15 protein-coding genes are annotated in these 17,533 nt (G+C 63.1%); 8 read left to right on the top strand and 7 right to left on the bottom strand.

The window, feature by feature from the left end; all coding sequences use genetic code 11:
- Positions 1-61: 61 nt before the first annotated feature.
- Complete coding sequence (locus tag AZ34_RS15450) at positions 62-448, top strand: HU family DNA-binding protein (RefSeq protein WP_035609677.1); 387 nt, start codon at positions 62-64, stop codon at positions 446-448.
- A gap of 75 nt (positions 449-523) precedes the next feature.
- On the opposite strand, the gene AZ34_RS15445 is transcribed toward AZ34_RS15450, so the two are convergent.
- Both AZ34_RS15445 and AZ34_RS15440 read right to left on the bottom strand, forming a co-directional pair.
- Complete coding sequence (locus tag AZ34_RS15445; RefSeq protein ID WP_035609675.1) at positions 524-1,204, bottom strand: GNAT family N-acetyltransferase; 681 nt, start codon at positions 1,202-1,204, stop codon at positions 524-526.
- Positions 1,201-1,710, bottom strand: coding sequence for a MarR family winged helix-turn-helix transcriptional regulator (locus AZ34_RS15440; protein WP_051510204.1), 510 nt, complete (start codon positions 1,708-1,710; stop codon positions 1,201-1,203). Before AZ34_RS15440 ends, AZ34_RS15445 begins: the two co-directional genes overlap by 4 nt.
- Positions 1,711-1,962: 252 nt before the next feature.
- Here AZ34_RS15440 and AZ34_RS15435 point away from each other — a divergent pair, with 252 nt between their 5' ends.
- Genes AZ34_RS15435 through AZ34_RS15415 form a run of 5 tightly spaced genes read left to right on the top strand, consistent with a single transcriptional unit; the run spans position 1,963 to position 8,243 of the window.
- On the top strand, positions 1,963-4,122 hold the full coding sequence (locus AZ34_RS15435) for a TonB-dependent siderophore receptor (protein WP_035611936.1): 2,160 nt from the start codon (positions 1,963-1,965) through the stop codon (positions 4,120-4,122).
- Positions 4,123-4,139: 17 nt separating this feature from the next.
- Positions 4,140-4,889, top strand: a complete 750-nt coding sequence (locus tag AZ34_RS15430; RefSeq protein WP_035609672.1) for an ABC transporter ATP-binding protein — start codon at positions 4,140-4,142, stop codon at positions 4,887-4,889.
- Positions 4,886-6,313 carry an ABC transporter permease gene (locus tag AZ34_RS15425; protein WP_035609669.1) on the top strand — a complete coding sequence of 476 codons (1,428 nt, stop codon included), beginning with the start codon at positions 4,886-4,888 and terminating at the stop codon, positions 6,311-6,313. The genes AZ34_RS15430 and AZ34_RS15425 overlap by 4 nt, the downstream gene beginning before the upstream one ends.
- Positions 6,310-7,707 (top strand): DUF3526 domain-containing protein, encoded by a 1,398-nt coding sequence (locus AZ34_RS15420; protein ID WP_035609667.1) that lies wholly within the window; start codon positions 6,310-6,312, stop codon positions 7,705-7,707. The genes AZ34_RS15425 and AZ34_RS15420 overlap by 4 nt, the downstream gene beginning before the upstream one ends.
- A 5-nt stretch (positions 7,708-7,712) precedes the next feature.
- Positions 7,713-8,243, top strand: coding sequence for a hypothetical protein (locus AZ34_RS15415; RefSeq protein WP_051509926.1), 531 nt, complete (start codon positions 7,713-7,715; stop codon positions 8,241-8,243).
- Positions 8,244-8,296: 53 nt separating this feature from the next.
- Here AZ34_RS15415 and AZ34_RS15410 read toward each other — a convergent pair whose 3' ends face one another.
- From AZ34_RS15410 to ilvA, 3 genes are all read right to left on the bottom strand, one after another.
- Positions 8,297-8,737 carry an SRPBCC family protein gene (locus tag AZ34_RS15410; RefSeq protein ID WP_081767253.1) on the bottom strand — a complete coding sequence of 147 codons (441 nt, stop codon included), beginning with the start codon at positions 8,735-8,737 and terminating at the stop codon, positions 8,297-8,299.
- 388 nt (positions 8,738-9,125) lie between these two features.
- Positions 9,126-12,371 (bottom strand): hypothetical protein, encoded by a 3,246-nt coding sequence (locus AZ34_RS15405; protein ID WP_155831840.1) that lies wholly within the window; start codon positions 12,369-12,371, stop codon positions 9,126-9,128.
- A gap of 622 nt (positions 12,372-12,993) precedes the next feature.
- Positions 12,994-14,565 carry a threonine ammonia-lyase, biosynthetic gene (ilvA, locus tag AZ34_RS15400; RefSeq protein ID WP_035609660.1) on the bottom strand — a complete coding sequence of 524 codons (1,572 nt, stop codon included), beginning with the start codon at positions 14,563-14,565 and terminating at the stop codon, positions 12,994-12,996.
- 156 nt (positions 14,566-14,721) lie between these two features.
- On the opposite strand from ilvA, the gene AZ34_RS15395 reads away from it, so the two are divergent.
- Together AZ34_RS15395 and AZ34_RS15390 are read left to right on the top strand one after the other, a co-directional pair.
- Positions 14,722-15,174 carry an OsmC family protein gene (locus AZ34_RS15395; RefSeq protein ID WP_035609658.1) on the top strand — a complete coding sequence of 151 codons (453 nt, stop codon included), beginning with the start codon at positions 14,722-14,724 and terminating at the stop codon, positions 15,172-15,174.
- A complete protein-coding gene (locus AZ34_RS15390) occupies positions 15,171-16,082 on the top strand; it encodes an SDR family NAD(P)-dependent oxidoreductase (RefSeq protein ID WP_035609655.1) in 912 nt (303 codons plus the stop codon). Before AZ34_RS15395 ends, AZ34_RS15390 begins: the two co-directional genes overlap by 4 nt.
- Before the next feature lie 12 nt (positions 16,083-16,094).
- On the opposite strand, the gene ruvC is transcribed toward AZ34_RS15390, so the two are convergent.
- Together ruvC and AZ34_RS15380 are read right to left on the bottom strand one after the other, a co-directional pair.
- Positions 16,095-16,643, bottom strand: a complete 549-nt coding sequence (ruvC, locus tag AZ34_RS15385; protein ID WP_035611934.1) for a crossover junction endodeoxyribonuclease RuvC — start codon at positions 16,641-16,643, stop codon at positions 16,095-16,097.
- A 40-nt stretch (positions 16,644-16,683) separates the two neighbouring features.
- Positions 16,684-17,490 carry a transglycosylase domain-containing protein gene (locus AZ34_RS15380; RefSeq protein ID WP_035611933.1) on the bottom strand — a complete coding sequence of 269 codons (807 nt, stop codon included), beginning with the start codon at positions 17,488-17,490 and terminating at the stop codon, positions 16,684-16,686.
- Positions 17,491-17,533 lie beyond the last annotated feature (43 nt).

The following is a 17,533-nucleotide window of genomic DNA, read 5'->3' as shown; positions in this document are numbered from 1 at the left end:
AACACCGCATCCATGTTGCGTTGCGCGAATCATCCCCTTTACAACAACCGAGTTCAAGAAAATGGCAACTGCAAAGAAGAGTACCCGTCCCGCAGCGAAGAAAGCCGCGAAAGCCCCCATCGCTGTCGCGGTGCGTCCCATCAAGGAGACCTTCACCAAGGGCGCCCTGGCCAGCCACCTGGCTGAACAGTCGGGTGTCGAGCCCAAGGCCGTCAAGGCCGTGCTGGCCGCATTGGAGGTGACCGTCCTGGGCGCAATCAACAAGAAGGGCGCAGGCGAATTCACACTGCCCGGACTGCTCAAGATCGGCGTGCAAAAGGTGCCCGCCAAGCCCAAGCGCAAGGGCATCAACCCGTTCACGAAAGAAGAACAGGTGTTCGCCGCCAAGCCCGCCACGGTGCGCATCAAGGCTCGTGCGCTGAAGAAGCTCAAGGACGCGGCGCTCTGATCCAGCCACTCATTCAAGCCGAACTCGTTCAGCAGTTTGGCTTGATGCTGATGGTGGAGGGCAAGCCAAGCGCCCTCAGGCTGGGCCGCGTCGGAGCAACGCGATATTCACCGTTGCGCGCATCTTGTAGCCCAGGCTCTCGTAGAGCGAGATCGCGGCGGTGTTTGTTGTCCAGGCGTGCAGGAATGGCAGCGCGCCGCGATGCTGGATATGGGCTGTCACCGCAGCCGATAGTCGCCGTGCCAGACCGCGACCACGGAAATCGGGGTGGGTGCAGACACCGCTGACCTCGACATGCCCCGCGAAGCGCATGCGCTCCCCGGCCATCGCGGCCAGTTGACCATTGATGCGCAGGCCAATGAAGCGACCCATGGTGTGCGTTCGTGCGAGGAAAGGGCCGGGTTCGGTCAGCTGTGCGAGGGCAAGCATTTCAGGCGCATCGGCATCATCCAGTACCTGCACGTTGTCGTCCGCGTCCAGACGGCGCGACGCAACCATCTGCACGGCCGATGCCGCTTTCACCACCTCCAGGCCGGATGGCACCATGACTGGCGGTACCTGCGCTAGGTAGACGCTGTCGTCGCCCGCTTGCACCAGCGCGTGCAGCGCGGCCAGGCTGTCGGGGGTCTCGTCGGGTGTTGCCGCGAAGCGATGGATGTCAGGATGAAACCGCCGCGCACGCGCACCACCCAGGCCCCAATGCGGCTGGTCTCGCAAACTGGCCCATACAGGTCGGTCAAGGTCGGACACGCTCATGCCTCCTGCGCCCGTTGCAGCAGTGGTCTTTCCGCCAGCGCCTGCTCAAGCGCGGTGAGTTGGGCGAGCAGATCACCCTTCAAGCCTGCGCAGGCCTGGGCCACGCAGGCCTCGATGGCTGGCCAAGCCTCACCCTTGGCGCGTTGCACCAGGGTGCGTCCCTTGCGGCTCAGGCCGACGCGGCGCACCCGCCGATCTTCCTCGCTCGTTTCCGACTGCACGAGGCCATCGCCCTCCAGTCCGCTCAAGGACCGTGTGACGACTGGCTGCCTGACGCCCACCGCCTGACTCAGTTCGCCCACGCTCAAGGCGCCCAACCGGTCCAGCGCCGCGAGCAGCGGGAAGTAGGCCGCGGGTTGATCGAAGCCATGCGCCGAGAGTACCGCTTGCGTCTGCGCTTGCAAGGTCTCGCCGATGCGCTTGAGGCGTGTACCAAGACTCAAATGGCCGAGTTCCTTGACGATATCCGTTGTCACGATGATTCCTTGGATTTGAATGAATAGCATGATATGCATATTCGAGAATCGCGTCAAACCAGGTTTCAACCCAGGACATGGGGTGCCGGACAGCAAGCCAACCAGGGTTCATGGTTGCGCCGAGTGAGCACCGGCTCGGAGGCATCGGCGTTGCTTGCATGGGGGCGCTTCATATTGAGCTGCCGCTCTCGATTATTAATGATAATGAGTTAGCAATATAATTAGAGCTGAAATAAAAACACCACCTCTTGCGTCTGATTCCTCTTGCAGCCTCCAATGACCATGACTTTCTCTTCGTCGCTCCATCGTCCAGGTTTCCTGTCGCCAAGCTGGCTGACTCTGACCATCGCTTCTCTCCATGCCTCCATGGTGGGCGCCCAGACCGCCGGTGATACTTCGTTGCCCACGCTCGCGACGGTCGAAGTGGTCGGCCGCACGGCGTCGGGCGCTTATCACGCGGAAGAGGCCGCCGGAGCCAAGACCGATCTGCCCTTGCGCGAGTTGCCGCAGTCGGTGCGTGTCATCACCCGGCAGGCCATCGACGATCTGGGGGCCACAAAGCTCGACGACGTGCTGGATTACGTCGGTGGTGTTTCGCGTCAGAACAACTTCGGCGGCCTCTGGGACAACATCGCCATCCGCGGTCTTCCCGGCAACGAGAACACCGGCATGGCGACCTTGCTCAATGGCTTTTCGTCCAATCGTGGATTCAACGCGCCGCGCGACCTGGCAGGCGTCGAGCGCATCGAATTTCTCAAGGGCACGGCGGCCGCCCTGTACGGCAGCAGTGAGCCAGGTGGCACCTTGAACGTCGTGTCCAAGCGTCCACTGTGGACCACGGCCAATTCGGTTGAGGGGTATGTCGGCAGTTATGGACTCAAGCGTGGCGCGCTGGATACCACGGGCCCCATAGGCGACAACGTCGCGTACCGGCTCAACGTGGCGGTCGAGGACCGCGACAGCTTTCGCGACCATGTGGACGCCAAGCGCCAGGTTATCGCGCCGGCGTTCACCTGGAAACTCAGTCGCGACAGCATGCTCGAGTACGTGGGCGAGGTCATCCACCACGAGACGCCGCTGGATCGCGGCGTGGTGGCGGTCGACAACAAGCTCGGCAAGATTCCGCGCAGCCGGTTTCTGGGCGAGCCGTCCGATGGCGATGTGGAGGTCGACAACAGCACCCACCAGTTGATCCTCTCCCAGGCCTGGGTGGAAACCTGGCGCAGTCGCCTCGGGCTGTCCTACCGGGAAACCTCGATCGAAGGCTATTCGAGCGAACCGACGTCCCTGCAGGCCAATGGTGATCTGTGGCGGCAGCGCCGTTATAGGGACTATGCGTCTGAAGACATCGCGCTACAGGCCGAAATTCAGGGCATCGTGAATACCGGGACCGTCGAACACGAATTGCTGCTGGGCGTGGAGACCTTCCGGTTTGAAATGGACTCGGTGATGTTGCGCGCCAACCCGAGTGCGGGCAATCCGTACGCGATCAACATCTACAGCCCTGTGTACGGTCAGGCCCAAGCGACACCGGTGGCCAACACCGACACGCTGGAAGAACAGCGCAACACGGCGTTTTATGTGCAGGATGCGATCAAGCTGGCGCCGCAGTGGCGCGTGCTCGCGGGCGTGCGCGTGGACAACTACGAGCAGACCCTGGAGAACCGCAGAACCAACACCACGACGAAGCAAGACCCTTCCTCGACGTCGCCCCGAGTGGGGCTCAGTTGGCTGCCTTCGGAGCAATGGACGGTCTATGCGAATGCAGGTCAATCCTTCCGACCGAACTCAGGCGTGGACGTTGATGGACAGGGTTTTGATCCGGAAGTCGGCAAGGCCTTCGAGCTGGGCACCAAATGGGAAAACGAGGGCCAGCGCATCGGGGTGACGGCCGCGCTCTTCGATATCCGCAAAAGCAATGTGCTGACTGCCGATCCGGACAACGCCGGTTCCTCGATCGCGGCGGGGGAAGTCCGCAGCCGGGGAGCGGAACTGGACTTTGCCGGACAGGTGACCCGCAACTTGCGTGTCAATGCGAGCCTGGTGCTGAACGACGTGGAAATCACCAAGGACAACACCCTAGAGGAGGGCGAACGCCTGCTGAACGTGCCTCGGGTCAATGGCAGCCTGCTGACGGTCTACGAGGACAACTTTGCCAATGGACAACGCTATGGCATCGGGGGGGGCGTGACCTATGTCGGCGAGCGGCTGGGACAGGCCCGCACCCAGGCCGAAGCGGACGCGGGTACGCCGGAATTCAATCTTCCAGCCTACACGACGGCCAAGCTGGTGGGCTACTGGCGCCTGAACTCTTCGGTGCGCCTGACGATGGACGTCGATAACCTGTTCGACGAGACCTACTACACCAGTTCCTACAGCCGCGTCTGGGTCACGCCGGGTGCGCCGCGCACCATCACGGTCGGCATGCAGGCGAAGTTTTGAGCATGCCTGAGACCCCAATGAACGCATCACCTTCTGCTGCCCGCGCGGCCGTGCTGGACATTCGTGGCGTCGTTGCTGGTTATGGCGACACCGTGATACTGCGGGGCCTGGACCTCGCCATCCAGGCGGGGGAGATACATGCCCTGCTGGGTGCTAACGGCGCCGGCAAAACCACCACGCTCAATCTGCTGCTGGGTTTCGTCCAGCCGCGCAGCGGTGAAGTCCGCGTCCATGGCGTGGATCCCGCCACGCAGCCTGTGGCGGCCCGGCGCCAGCTGGCCTACATCCCGGAAAACGTGGCCTTGTACGAGCATCTGAGCGCGGCCGAGAACGTCGCTTATCTGCTGCATTTGGCTGAGCAACCCGCCGATGCCCTGGCCATCGGCGCAGCGCTTTGCGCCGCGGGCCTGGACAGGGCGGCGCACGGCCGCCGCGTCTCGGGTTTTTCGAAGGGGATGCGGCAGAAGGTTTCGATCGCACTTGCGCTCGCGCGCAAGGTCCCGGCCTTGCTGCTGGATGAGCCGACCTCCGGTCTCGATCCTCAAGCTGCCACGGAGTTCAACCATCTGCTCGCTGCCCTGCGTAGCCAGGGGGTGGCCATCCTCATGGTCACGCATGACTTGCTGGGTGCGGCGGACATCGTCGATCGCATCAGCTTCCTGCGCGATGGCCGATTGGCCCTGCAGGTCGCCGCTGGCGCTGGGCCGGAGCGTTTTGACGTGCCCGCGTTGCACCGGTATTACGCTGGCGCGGAGGCCTTGCGATGAGCCCGGTGGTCCGCATTGCCAGCGAGGAGTGGAGACTGCTGCTGCGAGACCGGGTCGCGGTCATCGGGCTGCTGTTGCTCCTGGTCTTGACCCTGGCTTCCGCCTTGACCGCCTGGGAGCAGCGCCGCGCGGCGCATGCCGATCGGATGCGCTACCAGTCACAGGTGGATCATGAATTCGAGGCACAGCCTGACCGGCATCCTCACCGCATGGTGCACTACGGGCACTTCGCGTTCAGGCCGATCAATCCGCTGGCCGCCTTTGATTCCGGCATCGACCCCTATACCGGTCACACGCTCTTCCTGGAGGGCCACCGCCAGAACAGCGCCAACTTCGGCGACGTGCGGCAGTCCTCGCTGATGTTGCGCTTCGGCCAGTTGACGCCGGCCTTCGTGCTCCAGATCACCGTTCCCCTGCTGCTCATCTTCCTCGGCCACGCGGCCGTGGCGCGCGAGCGCGAAGCGGGAACACTGCGCCTGCTGCTGGCGCAGGGTGTGCAGCCAGGCCAGCTGGTCGCGGGCAAGCTGCTGGCCCTGGCGGGCGTGGCCTTGCTCCTGCTGGCCCCCGCTGCTCTGGCGTTGGCTGCTGTGGCCACCGCCACGTCCGCACCGCTCAGCCTTGTCCTGGTGATGCTGCTGGCCTACGGTTTGTGGCTCGCCCTCTGGGTGGTCTGCGTGACGGTGATCTCCACGCTGGCCAGGCGCGGACGGGATGCGCTGATCTTCCTGCTGGCGATCTGGGCCTTGACCGTGGTGCTGGTGCCCCGACTGGCGCCCGAGCTGGTGGCGTCCACGCTGCCCCTGCCCACGCGCATCGAAACAGAGATTGCCGTGGCACGGGACCTGGCCGCCATGGGCGACAGCCACAATCCAGATGACCCTTATTTCGGCGAGTTTCGCAAGAAGGTGCTGGCGCAATACGGTGTCACCCGCGTCGAGGATCTGCCCGTGAATTACAAAGGCATACTGGGCATGGAAGGCGAGCGACTCACGAGCGCCTTGTTCGACCGCTACGCCAAGGAGAGTTTCGGGCTCCAGCAGGCGCAGTTGAACCGGGTGGACGCGTTCTCGCTGGTCAGCCCGGTGATCGCCCTGCGCCGTGTTTCGATGATCGCGGCCGGCACCGACCTGCATGCCTATCGCCGCTTCCTGGAGCAGGCCGAAAGCCATCGTTATGAGCTGGTGCAGCGGCTCAATCGACTGCAGGCGGAGAAACTGAACTTCGCGACCGACAAGGGCAGCCTCTCGGGCCGCATCGACAAGGCGCATTGGCAGGGCATCGCGGATTTCCGCTTCGAACCCGAGGCGACATCCGCCACCCTGCGCCGCGCGCTGCCCATGTCCGGCGTCTTGCTGGCCTGGCTGCTCGGGCTCGCGGGCTTGCTGGCCTTCGTCGCCCGGCGCCTGGCGGGAGGTGCGCGATGAACTGGCTGGTGCACGAGTGGCGTCTTTTGAGTCGTTCGCGGCTGGCCCTGGGCAGCGTGTTGCTCTTGCTGCTTTTGTCCGCGCTGGCCGTGGCTTCGGGTTTGCGGGAAGTCTCCCGCCAACAGCAGACCCTGACCCACCTGGCTGAGCTGCAGCGGCAGGAACTGGCGGCGCAACAGGCCAAGCTGGCGCCCAAGGGCGATCCCGGTTCGGTCGCTTACTACACCTTTCTCGGCACCTGGGACGAGCCAGCCCCCGCGGCCTTCCTGGCCCTGGGCCTGCGCGACACGGCGCCTTATGTGCTGCGCGTGCGCGCGCTCGCGCTGCAGGCACAGTTGCACGAGGGCGAGGTGTTCAACCCCGAGCTGGCGCTGGCCGGACGTTTCGATTTCGCCTTTGTGCTCGTTTATCTGGCCCCCTTGTTCCTGATTGCGCTGCTGTATGACCTGGTGTCGGGCGAGCGGCATGCGGGGCGGCTGGGCACGCTGCAGGCCTTGCCCGGTGTCGGACGACGCCTGTGGCTGCGGCGCGCCTTGCTGCGTGCCGTGCTCGTGTTCACCTGCCTGGCGCTGCCCATGCTGGTCGGCGCCTGGGTCAGCGCCATGTCCGTGGCCGCCTCAGCCCTGGTGCTGGCCACCGTCTGCGCCTATGTGGGTTTCTGGACGGGCCTCGCTCTGATCGTCGCGTCACGGGGCGGCAGCTCCATGGTCAACGCCACCGCCCTCATGGGATGCTGGACCGTGCTCACCTTGGTGCTTCCCACCCTGGGCAATGCCGTGCTGGTGCAAGCCGTTCCCGTGCGCCAGGGGGTGGAGCTCATGCTCGCGCAACGGCAGTCCGTGCACGGCGCCTGGGATCTGCCGCGCGAGGACACCATGCAGCAGTTCTTTCATACTCATCCTCAATGGCAGCACACCGCGCCACTCCCGGAGGGCTTTCACTGGAAGTGGTACTACGCCTTCCAGCAACTGGGGGATGAGAGCGTTGCGCAGCAGGTGAGGGCGTACCGTGAGGGCATGGTGGCGCGCCAGCACTGGACCGACCGCTTGGGCTGGGTGCTGCCTGGCGTGGGCGTGCAATCCGTGCTCCACCGCGCTGCCGCGACCGACCTGTTGGCGCAACTGAGCTACCAGGACGCGGTGGCCGCGTTTCATGCGCAGCTGCGCGATTTCTACTACCCCTATCTGTTCAATGAAACGCGCTTTGAGGCCGAAGACTTCGCCCGGCTGCCGCAGTTCAAGGCGGTGGCGTCGCGTGAGCAGGTGCCGGTCGGCGCGCTCCTGGCTTTGGTGCTGGTTGCGGCGCTCATGACGCTGCTCGGTGTGCATGCGGCCCGTCGGATTGGGCAACACGAGGGGCGTGGGCAGTCCGTGCCCTCACCTGCGGGGGACTAAACGCCATGGTGATCCAAGCTGTGATCAAGGCTTCGAAAGTCGTACGTCAGGGCAAAGGCCTGGCCAGACCCTTGATTGAGCGGGGGCGCAAGCTGGAGCTTGCGTGGGATATCCGGCGTCTGCCGAGCTTTTCCGCCGCGAGTTCATGCGGTGACACGGTGCACGTATCGTTGTCCGACGAACGGCCACTGCGCGGCGGGGACGTGCTGGTCGCGGAAGATGGCTCGCTCGTCAGCATTCTCGCGGCGAAACAGCCGCTGATGCGTGTGTCCCACTGCGCGGAGCACGGAGACGTCATGGACTTGGCACGGGCCAGCTTTCAACTTGGCAAGTGGGGTGCCGCCATGAGCATCGATGGCATGTCCTTGCTCGTCGAGCGCAATCCTGAAATCAAGGTCATGCTTGAAAAAATGCATCTGCGGGTGGATGCTTGCGTAGCAGCGTTCGAACCCGTGGCGGAGCTGGCGCTGCCGCAGCGGTACGTGACAGTCGAACCGCCCAGACGCCGGCTGATCCTGGGGCCTGCGACGCATTGACTACCTCAAGCTTGAGCTACGTTTTGTACTTCTCCGAATTGTTGGGTGGCATATCAGTTGTCAGCGAAACCACCAGCCCAAGCCCTCGATTCATCGTGATTCCGAAGATCCACTCCATAGTCCACCGCAGCTTTCATGGCCATAAGCACGGACACCCATCCCGCTACCATTTCCATGCGAATTGCCTCATCAACTTGTGTGGCGACCAACGAGAGATCAGTTCCGCCTTGGCCATCGTCGCGTAGCGAGAACTCGACGATTGTTCCGAAGTACTCGACTGTGAACAACGAAGGGGCGGCCATTTTCAGGACTTTCCCGGAAAATGGCTCGTAGCCAAGAATATGGAAAGTGATCTTTCCGTCGACTTCCGGCGCCGACTCTGCCCAGTAGCTCGCCCGGCCTTCATCCGTAGAGAGGGCAGAGTAGACCTTGGCCATCGGTGAATTGAAGTGCATGTTCCAGCGGATGACACCGGTTTCGGACTGAAATGACATAAGTGAACGTCCTTGCTATGTGTTTATGCCGCCCAACGTAATGTCCAGAGCAAAGTCTGCATTACAAGTTGGGCGCTGCTCCATAAGTTGGCCATGTGTCCCTCCTGAGAGTGGCCAAACTGTTCTGTGCAATTAAAGTCGAAAACAAGGCTCTAGCATTGGCGCGGCTTTGCGGCCTATTGATTTTAGGGACTGTCGTTGCAAAGTCGAAAACAATCCTTACAGAGCGCTCGGCTTGATCTGAGAGGCTGCTCCGCAGCGGTTGCGGTCGGCGCTCCTCAACTGGCGAACTCACGCTAACTGGCGTCATGCGGTCGTTGGTACTTGCTACCTGGACCGCGCTGCAGCGTCAACTCCACAGGCCCCGTGCGATGGCACTTATCTACGATTAGGCATAGACGAGCCGAACTACGCGCGATTCACCGACTTCAACCTTTCGCGAGAATGTGAGTTTGAGGTCAACGAGGTTCTTGGTGCCATTCAACTCATCCACCTCGACCTTCACAAAGAGATCGTTGCCATAGTTGGTAAAAGTCAAAGCGCGGAATGCCTCCCGAGAAAGCAGGATCGACTGCCCGATCGGCAAAGGTGCTACAAAGACCTCGATGTCGTTGAAATCGCAGAGGTATCCGGCACCTTGGCCTTCGCGGCGACGGACCTGCAGATCATGCGGTCGCTTGTGCTCTGTACCAAAGTCGGAGTGTTGCCAGTCCCATACCCAGTCGGGGCGGGTTGAGTTGTCCAGCAAAAGGATGGGAATTCCTCCCTTTGCCAAGATCTTCTGTGATTCCTCCTTCAGCGCCTTCCAGTAGGCCGCGGAGTCGTGGACTGCAACCTCCTTGATGTCTGATCGATGCAGAACATCACGCAACACAACGATTGCTACCTGCTGCGCCATCGCGTCGGCGAAATACTCCTCCTCGTTGACTGCGCGCTGCTCCATTTGCATCTGCGTCAGTTCACCTCGGCGGATCTGCGTGAAGGAGATGGTGAAGTCCTCCAGAGTCTCGGCCATGCTTCCGATCGGGAATAGGTGAATAGGGAAGCGCCCCTTTTCCTTGTCAAACCCAGTTGACGATGCGAAGCGCCCGATTTCCAGAAGTCGATTCGGGTCGATCGGCTGAGCAGCCAAAGTCTCCTCACGTCGCACATCCAACGCCTGCTGTGCTGCCAGGAGGCCTGTCCTCACGTACTCGATAGCTGCCTGCGCAGTTACGCCGGGCCTGCCGCGGTCCTTCAGAAGGTCAATGTGATCCACCGACAGGCCAGGCTGCTCACCCAGCCGAGCAAGCCAGTTATTCAGGCGGCTTCGAAGTATCTCGATGCTGCTGTACTGGTCGACGCGAGGGTCGAACCAGACATCCAGCTGATGCTGCAATGAACGAGGCAAACCCCAGTCTGAGTTGGCCAGCACCACCAGCAGTTCCAACTGAGACTTCTGGAGCGACTCCACGTCGTCTGCGCCGCCAAACGAGTACACACGAGAGCTGACCATGTTGGGTCTGCGCATGTCCTTCACCCGTTCGACGAAGCGATCCAGCCTTCCCACATAGCCTCCACGCAACTCGCCGGAAGCAGCGAACTGTCGCACCTTCGCTACGAGGTACTCGGGCGGCGAAAGGTCACTGAGCGCATCGACCGCCTGCCCGCCCGTTTTCCATTGCTTGCCTGTAAGGAAACCAGAGGCAATCTCGAACGCCAACGAACTGCCGGCCGTTGCGACCGGAACGGCGCGAACCCAGTCAAGCATCAGCTCTATTGAGAGGAGGCGCACATCGGTCCAGTAATTTCGCAGGGCTGCCTGAAAGGCGCCCTGCTGCAACTCGGGCCTCAGTCGCTCCTGCGCTTCATCGTCAGCGCTTTCCAGACCGAACTTGGCGCAAAAGGCTGGCCAATCCAGTTTCAAATCGTCGACGGTGATGAATGCGGTCTTGTCGTAGAGCTGGTAGGGCCCGTGATCGAAATCCAGCGTGCCCCACCATTTGCTCAGCACATCCGCCAACCACTCTGCGGCAGCTTGGTCGCCGCGCAGCACAGCAGCGAGCAGCATCCGGGCCGTCTCCTCAATGTGCATAACGTTCAATCGGGCGAGCACCGGCATAGCGGCCCAGTTCACCTCCTGCGCATCGCGACTTCGCCGGGGTTTGTCAGGCCTTCCGTTCTCCCATCCCGCGACGAAAGTGGAGAGAACCTCCTCATAGACTCGGTTGAGTGGCGGCCGCAACATCACCATCTGTTTGTGACTGTGCTCGAAAATCCCTTGGTCTTCGACCCTGAACGCCCACCAGTTGCTGAGCTGGTACATCATGAGCGGCGGCATTTGCAGGAGATGTTCCCGAATCTCGACGGGCGACGCACGAAGCTCGTCGCCATCCAGGTGTTGAAGGAGGTGGCACAAGCGGCGCAGCGGCCGCGGGTCCCGACCCATGCCATCTATAGCAGCCTGAAAGACGCCCCTGTAGGCCTCACTCCAGTTTTCGTGCAACGCGCGACTGAAGAAGAGTTTCTCTGTGTCCGGCAACATGGCCCAGCTGCCTTGCTCGCCGGATTCGGTCTTGTCCAGACAGGCAGCCAGCAGCAGTCCGTGCAAGTCGACAAGCGCACTATAGGCGCGCTCGAACCCCTCGTTGTCGGACTTGGCCGCCGCGCTTCGAGCGTCAGCAGCAAGCTCATCAAGAATGGCTTGAACCCGGATGCCGTACCTCTCATGTGAAGTACGGCGAAACACCACTGACCACCTCAGCAACAGCCGTTGCCAACTGACGAGCGCCGGGCCGTCCGAAACCCGTGCCAAGGGAAAATCACCTTCGCAAGGGGTACCTGGTCTCATGGGTAAGGTCAGCAGCGGCCACGACTTGTCGACACCGAACGACTTGGTCTTCTCCGGCCGGGACCATGTCAGCGCCTTGCGATACCACGCACCCACGACCAACCGGACCAGCCATATTCGCACATCGACGAGGCGCATTTGCGACTGCAGATGCAATTCACCCTGCACGGCTCCTTCGCGAAAACCAGACCAGCCGATCTGCAGGCGCGGCCCCTCGGGCGCCTTGTCATCGCCATACGATGGCACTGGAAACCAGCCTTTGGCAATGCCACCAGCCAGCAACTGAAAGGAATTCAAGCGCTGCACGTCTCTGGGCAGGGCCACATTGACGGTGTAGCGCTGAATAACCCTGGCTTGCACCTCCGGCCGGAGGAACTCTACGGTTCGGAACAGAAAGAAGGTCGTCAGCGCCGCATTGAGGACGAACCAGGCCGTGTCGATTGTCGCCCAACCCGGCAACGACTCCGTTCCCCATGTGCTCAGCATCAAGTACTGCAGACCCATTACGACCACCAGAGCAAGGGAAGACAGGCCCGCCGCAAGCGCTCCTGAATCGAGCATGTAGAGGTGAATGAAAGCCTCCGCTGCCGGCCGGCGTTGCAGGTACACGGCGACGAAGGAAATCACGATCGGGTACACCAGCGCTGCCAGCGTGGCCTGGATGGTCCAGACGGTAGTGAAATGCGTAAGCTGCTCTGAAGCTTTCCAGTTGAACCAGGCGGGCACGAACCACTCTGGCGGGAGCATCGACACGAACACGAGCAATGCAATCTGCAGCGCGAGAAGCGAGAGAGAGAACCGCAAGGGGTGCTCGCCAGCAAACAGTAGATCTCGCTCCAACCTGGAGAAGTCAAGACGACGCCTATGGATGTTCTGCGCAAACCACGCCGCTTCATCCCGCTTGATTGCTGACCGCAACGTCCATGGTGTTCGGTAAAGGTCTCGAACCAATTTAAGAAATATGCCCATGTATAGAAGCATACGGTAGCAGCGAGGTTTGCTTGAGCAGTGGCCGAGCGACAACAGTTCAGCGACGATCGGTCTCCAGGATCAGCAAGCTTTGCGACCGCTTTTGGCGACAGCGTCTATTCGCGAGCACTTGTTGTATGACTGCAACCAGCCTGGAGCTGCCATCGCTTTGGCGAAGAGTGTGGTGTAGCGATCGCGGCCAGACTTGGCCACCCAGGTTTGCCCCGGGTACTGCCCGAAAATGGGCAATTCACCCGAAAACCTCACATAGAGCAGTCGACCAACAGGCGTCATAAACGCCCGCTAGGCCGCACCAATGCTAGGGGCCTGTTTTCGACTTCAGCAGAAAACCGGCGGCGCCCCGCTAGGCCGCATAAAACCTAGTTCCTTGTTTTCGACTTTATTTACCTGTTTTCGACTTTAATTGCTCGGAACAAAAAAAAGCAGAGGCTCCTGCTCACGCCTGCAGGAACATTTGATAGGAAGGGTTGAGCGTCTCGTCGATGTAGGAATACCCCAGCGTGGCGAGGAACTGCTTGAAGGCTTTGTCGTCTGATTTGGGCACTTGCAGGCCCACGAGGGTGCGTGCATAGTCCGCACCCTGGTTGCGGTAGTGGAAGAGGCTGATGTTCCAGTTGGGCTGCATCAGACTCAGGAACTTGAGCAGGGCGCCTGGCCGCTCGGGGAAGGTGAAGCGCAGCAGACGCTCGTCCTTGGCCAGTGCCGAACGGCCACCGACGAGGTGGCGGAGGTGTTCCTGCGCCAGGTCGTCGTGCGAGATGTCCAGGGTGGTGAAGCCGTTCCGTTTGAAGTTGGTCGCGATCTTGCTGCTCTCGCCGGGTGCGCTGGTGGTCAAGCCCACGAACACATGCGCCTTTTTCGCGTCGCTGATGCGGTAGTTGAATTCAGTCACGTTGTGCGGCCCGCCCGGCAGTTGGCCCACGACTTCGCAGAAGCGGCGGAAGCTGCCGCGTTCCTCGGGCATGGTGACGGCGAACAGGGCTTCGCGCGCTTCCCCCACCTCGGCGCGCTCGGCCACGAAGCGCAGGCGGTCGAAGTTCATGTTCGCGCCGCAGAGGATGGCCGCGTAGGTTTGCCCCTTGGTCTTGTGCTCGGCGACGTACTGCTTGATGGCCGCCACCGCCAGCGCGCCAGCGGGTTCCACGATGGAGCGTGTGTCGACGAAAACGTCCTTGATGGCGGCGCACACCGCGTCGGTGTCCACGGTGATGTAGCCGTCCACCAGTTTCCTGGCGAGGCGGAAGGTTTCCTCGCCCACCTGCTTGACGGCCGTGCCGTCGGAGAAGAGCCCCACGTCGGGCAGCATCAGGCGCTTGCCGGCCTTGACCGACTGCATCATCGCGCAGGAATCCTGCGTCTGCACGCCGATCACCTTGACCTCGGGCCGCACGGTCTTGATGTAGGCAGCCACGCCCGCGATCAGTCCGCCGCCGCCGATGGCGACGAAGACCGCGTCCAGCGGCCCCTGGTGCTGGCGCAGCATTTCCATGGCCACCGTGCCTTGGCCCGCGATCACGTCGGGGTCGTCGAAGGGGTGGACGAAGGTGAGGCCGTTCTTCTTCTGCAGCTCCATCGCATGGGCGTAGGCGTCGGAGTAGCTGTCGCCGTGCAGCACCACTTCACCACCGAGCGCGCGCACCGCCTCGATCTTGACCCGCGGCGTGGTGGTCGGCATCACGATCACGGCGCGCGTGCCCAGCTTGTGCGCGCCCAGCGCCACGCCCTGCGCATGGTTGCCGGCGGACGCGCAGATCACGCCCTTCTTCAATTGTTCGGGCGTGAGGTTGGCCAGCTTGTTGTAGGCCCCACGCAGCTTGAAGCTGAACACGGGCTGCTGGTCCTCGCGCTTGAGCAGCACGGTGTTGTGCAGGCGGCGGCTGAGGGTCTTGGCCTTGTCCAGCGACGTTTCCACCGCCACGTCGTAGACGCGGGCATTCAGGATTTTCTGCAGGTAGTCGGCGGGGGTCAGGGGGCGTTGCGCGCGGGGTTGGGCGGTTCCGGTTTTCATGCGTGGGGCGATTTCTGCTCAAAGAGACGTCGGTGGGACCAGGGCTGTCCGCTGGGGGTTGCGCGGGCAGGGCGGTGGCGCAGGGATAATTCGCGTCAACGCAAGGCAGGGGCGTGAACCCCATTTCAAACCCCCATTTTGACAAGGAAACAAGCGATGGAATGCACGGTGAGCTGGACGGGCGCAAGCGGCACGCGTTCGGGCATGGGTTTTGTGGCGGAAACGGGCAGCGGCCATGTGTTGATGATGGACGGTGCGCCGGACGCGGCCAAGCCCGAAAACGGCGGTCAGAACCTGGCGCCTCGCCCCATGGAGACGGTGCTGGCCGGCACGGGGGGCTGCACGGCTTACGACGTGGTGCTGATCTTGAAGCGTGGGCGCCATGACGTGCGCGGCTGCACGGTCAAGCTGACGAGCGAGCGCGCGGAGACCGACCCCAAGGTCTTCACCAAGATCCACCTGCATTTCACCGTGACGGGCAAAGGCATCCCGGAGTCGGCGGTGGAACGCGCCATCGCGCTCAGCCACGACAAGTACTGCTCGGCCACCATCATGCTGGCCAAGACGGCGGAGGTCACGACCAGCTTCGAGCTGAAAGAAGCCGCATGATCGATTTCAAGGGCCGGGTGGCCATCGTGACCGGCGCGGGCGGCGGCCTGGGGCGTGAACATGCGCTGGCCTTGGCCCGGCGCGGCGCAAAAGTGCTGGTGAATGACCTGGGCGGCGCGCGCGATGGCAGCGGCGCCTCGGTCAGCTCGGCGCAGGCCGTGGTGGACGAGATTCGAGCGGCGGGGGGCGAGGCCCTGGCCAATGCCGCTTCCGTGACCGATGTCGATGCCGTGCAGGCCATGGTGCGACAGACAGTGGAGGCGTGGGGCCGCGTGGACATCCTGGTGAACAACGCGGGCATCTTGCGCGACAAGACCTTTGCCAAGATGGACCTGACGGATTTCCGCCTGGTGCTGGACGTGCACCTCATGGGCGCGGTGCATTGCACGCAGGCCGTCTGGCCCGTGATGGCCGCTCAGAACTATGGCCGCATCGTGATGACGACCTCGTCCAGCGGCCTGTATGGCAACTTTGGCCAGAGCAATTACGGCGCGGCCAAGATGGCCCTGGTGGGCTTGATGCAGACGTTGGCGCTGGAAGGCGCGAAAAACGACATCCGGGTCAACTGCCTGGCGCCCACGGCGGCCACGCGCATGACCGAGGGCCTGATGCCCGACGTGGTGCTGCGCGCGCTCAAGCCCGAGGCCGTGGTGCCCGCCATGCTGGTGCTGGCCTGCGCCGACGCGCCCACCCGCGCCATCCTGTGTGCGGGCGCGGGCAGCGTGGAGGCCGCGCACATCACGCTGACCAAGGGCGCCTGGATCGGCCTGGGCGACGATGCCGACGAACGACTGCGCGAGCTGCTGGAGAAAGTCAACGACCGCGCGCGCGACAGCGTGCCCGAGAGCGGCGCCGCGCAAGGTTCGCAGGAGGTCAAGCGCGCGATGCTGAACTTCTGGCGGGCTTGAGGGCGCGGAGGATCAGTGCCCGCGCCCGTCCCGGTAGCGGCCGCTGGTCTTGCGTGACAGGGGCGAGGCCGCGCCCAGGCGCGCCAGGGTCAAGCCCGCATGGGCCTGCGTGATGGCCAGGCCCAGTGCATCCGCCGCGTCCGGCCCCGGCAGGCCGGGCAGTTTCAACAGGCGTTGCACCATGGCCTGCACCTCGGCCTTGGCCGCGCGGCCGTGGCCGGCCACGGCCTGTTTCATCTGCAGGGCCGTGTATTCGGCCACCGGAAGATTGCAGGCGACCAGGGCTGTGAGGCAGGCGCCGCGTGCCTGGCCCAGCAGCAGGGTGGATTGCGGGTTGACGTTGACGAAGACGATTTCCACCGCCGCCTGCTCGGGCTGGTAACGCGCCACCACCTCGTTCACGCCGTCGAACAGCACTTTCAGCCGCGCAGGCAGATTGCCCTGTTCCTGCTTGGCGGTGCTGATGGTGCCGCTGGCGATGTAGTGCAGGTGCTGGCCCCGCGCCTCGATGATGCCGAAGCCCGTCGTGCGCAGGCCCGGGTCGATGCCCAGGATGCGCAGTGGCGTTGGCGTGGTCATGGCGCAGGGCAGGTGGCGGGTTTCACTGCGGCAACTGCGCGAACCACAACCGGGATTCGATGACGCTCGCGCGTTCGGCCAGGTAGGCGGAGTTCGGCAGCTTCTCGAAGAAGCGCGGGCGCGGCAGCATCACGGCCAGGCGGGCCGCTTCCTCGGGGCCGAGTTGCCAGGCATTCTTACCGTAATAGCGTTGGGCGGCGGCCTGCGCGCCAAACACCCCTTCGCCCCATTCGACGTGGTTGAGGTAAATCTCCAGGATGCGTCGCTTGTCCAGCACGGCCTCGAGCATCAGCGTCAGCACCAGCTCCTGCCCCTTGCGCAGCAAGGTGCGTTCACCGGACAGGAACAAGTTCTTCGCCAATTGCTGGGTGATGGTGGAGCCGCCCACCACTTTGGGCTGGCGCACCGCCTGCTGGGTGGTGCGCTGTGCGGCGGAGCGCTGGGCCAGCTTCTCGGCGCGCGCCTGGGCGGCCGCGTTGCGCATCCAGGCTTCCTGCAGAGCGTCCCAGTCCACGCCGGAGTGGCTGGCGAAGGCATCGTCCTCGGAGGCGATCACGGCGCGCTTGAGGTGCGTGGACATCCGCTCGTAGTCCACCCACTGCTGGCGCCAGCGCAGCGGTTTGGGCTTGCGCACGACCGCCTTCTTGCCATTCGCCGCAGCGGGCGAGGTGGGGCGGCTTTCCTGCCAAAGACGGAACAGCTCCGAGCGTTCGAAGGCGGTGGATTGCGGGTCGACGCGAGTCATCAGCACGATGCGCGCGAGGAAGAAGAGCTGCAGCGCCAGCCCTGCGATCAACAGCAGGGCCAGCCAGCGCCAGAGGGCTTGCAGGGGCAGGGACAGGAGGCCACGCATGGCAGGTGGGGATCGATGG

The organism is Hylemonella gracilis str. Niagara R (assembly GCF_000600295.1).
Taxonomy (GTDB): Bacteria; Pseudomonadota; Gammaproteobacteria; order Burkholderiales; family Burkholderiaceae_C; genus Hylemonella; species Hylemonella gracilis_A.
This window is presented reverse-complemented; position numbering and strand designations above follow the sequence as displayed.

What these genes read in the sequence shown, in the direction of transcription:
- AZ34_RS15450 (WP_035609677.1), top strand. Translation starts at nt 62, where the DNA reads ATGGCAACTGCAAAGAAGAGTACCCGTCCCGCAGCGAAGAAAGCCGCG.
- AZ34_RS15445 (WP_035609675.1), bottom strand. Translation starts at nt 1,204, where the DNA reads ATGAGCGTGTCCGACCTTGACCGACCTGTATGGGCCAGTTTGCGAGAC.
- AZ34_RS15440 (WP_051510204.1), bottom strand. Translation starts at nt 1,710, where the DNA reads ATGCTATTCATTCAAATCCAAGGAATCATCGTGACAACGGATATCGTC.
- AZ34_RS15435 (WP_035611936.1), top strand. Translation starts at nt 1,963, where the DNA reads ATGACTTTCTCTTCGTCGCTCCATCGTCCAGGTTTCCTGTCGCCAAGC.
- AZ34_RS15430 (WP_035609672.1), top strand. Translation starts at nt 4,140, where the DNA reads ATGAACGCATCACCTTCTGCTGCCCGCGCGGCCGTGCTGGACATTCGT.
- AZ34_RS15425 (WP_035609669.1), top strand. Translation starts at nt 4,886, where the DNA reads ATGAGCCCGGTGGTCCGCATTGCCAGCGAGGAGTGGAGACTGCTGCTG.
- AZ34_RS15420 (WP_035609667.1), top strand. Translation starts at nt 6,310, where the DNA reads ATGAACTGGCTGGTGCACGAGTGGCGTCTTTTGAGTCGTTCGCGGCTG.
- AZ34_RS15415 (WP_051509926.1), top strand. Translation starts at nt 7,713, where the DNA reads ATGGTGATCCAAGCTGTGATCAAGGCTTCGAAAGTCGTACGTCAGGGC.
- AZ34_RS15410 (WP_081767253.1), bottom strand. Translation starts at nt 8,737, where the DNA reads ATGTCATTTCAGTCCGAAACCGGTGTCATCCGCTGGAACATGCACTTC.
- ilvA (WP_035609660.1), bottom strand. Translation starts at nt 14,565, where the DNA reads ATGAAAACCGGAACCGCCCAACCCCGCGCGCAACGCCCCCTGACCCCC.
- AZ34_RS15395 (WP_035609658.1), top strand. Translation starts at nt 14,722, where the DNA reads ATGGAATGCACGGTGAGCTGGACGGGCGCAAGCGGCACGCGTTCGGGC.
- AZ34_RS15390 (WP_035609655.1), top strand. Translation starts at nt 15,171, where the DNA reads ATGATCGATTTCAAGGGCCGGGTGGCCATCGTGACCGGCGCGGGCGGC.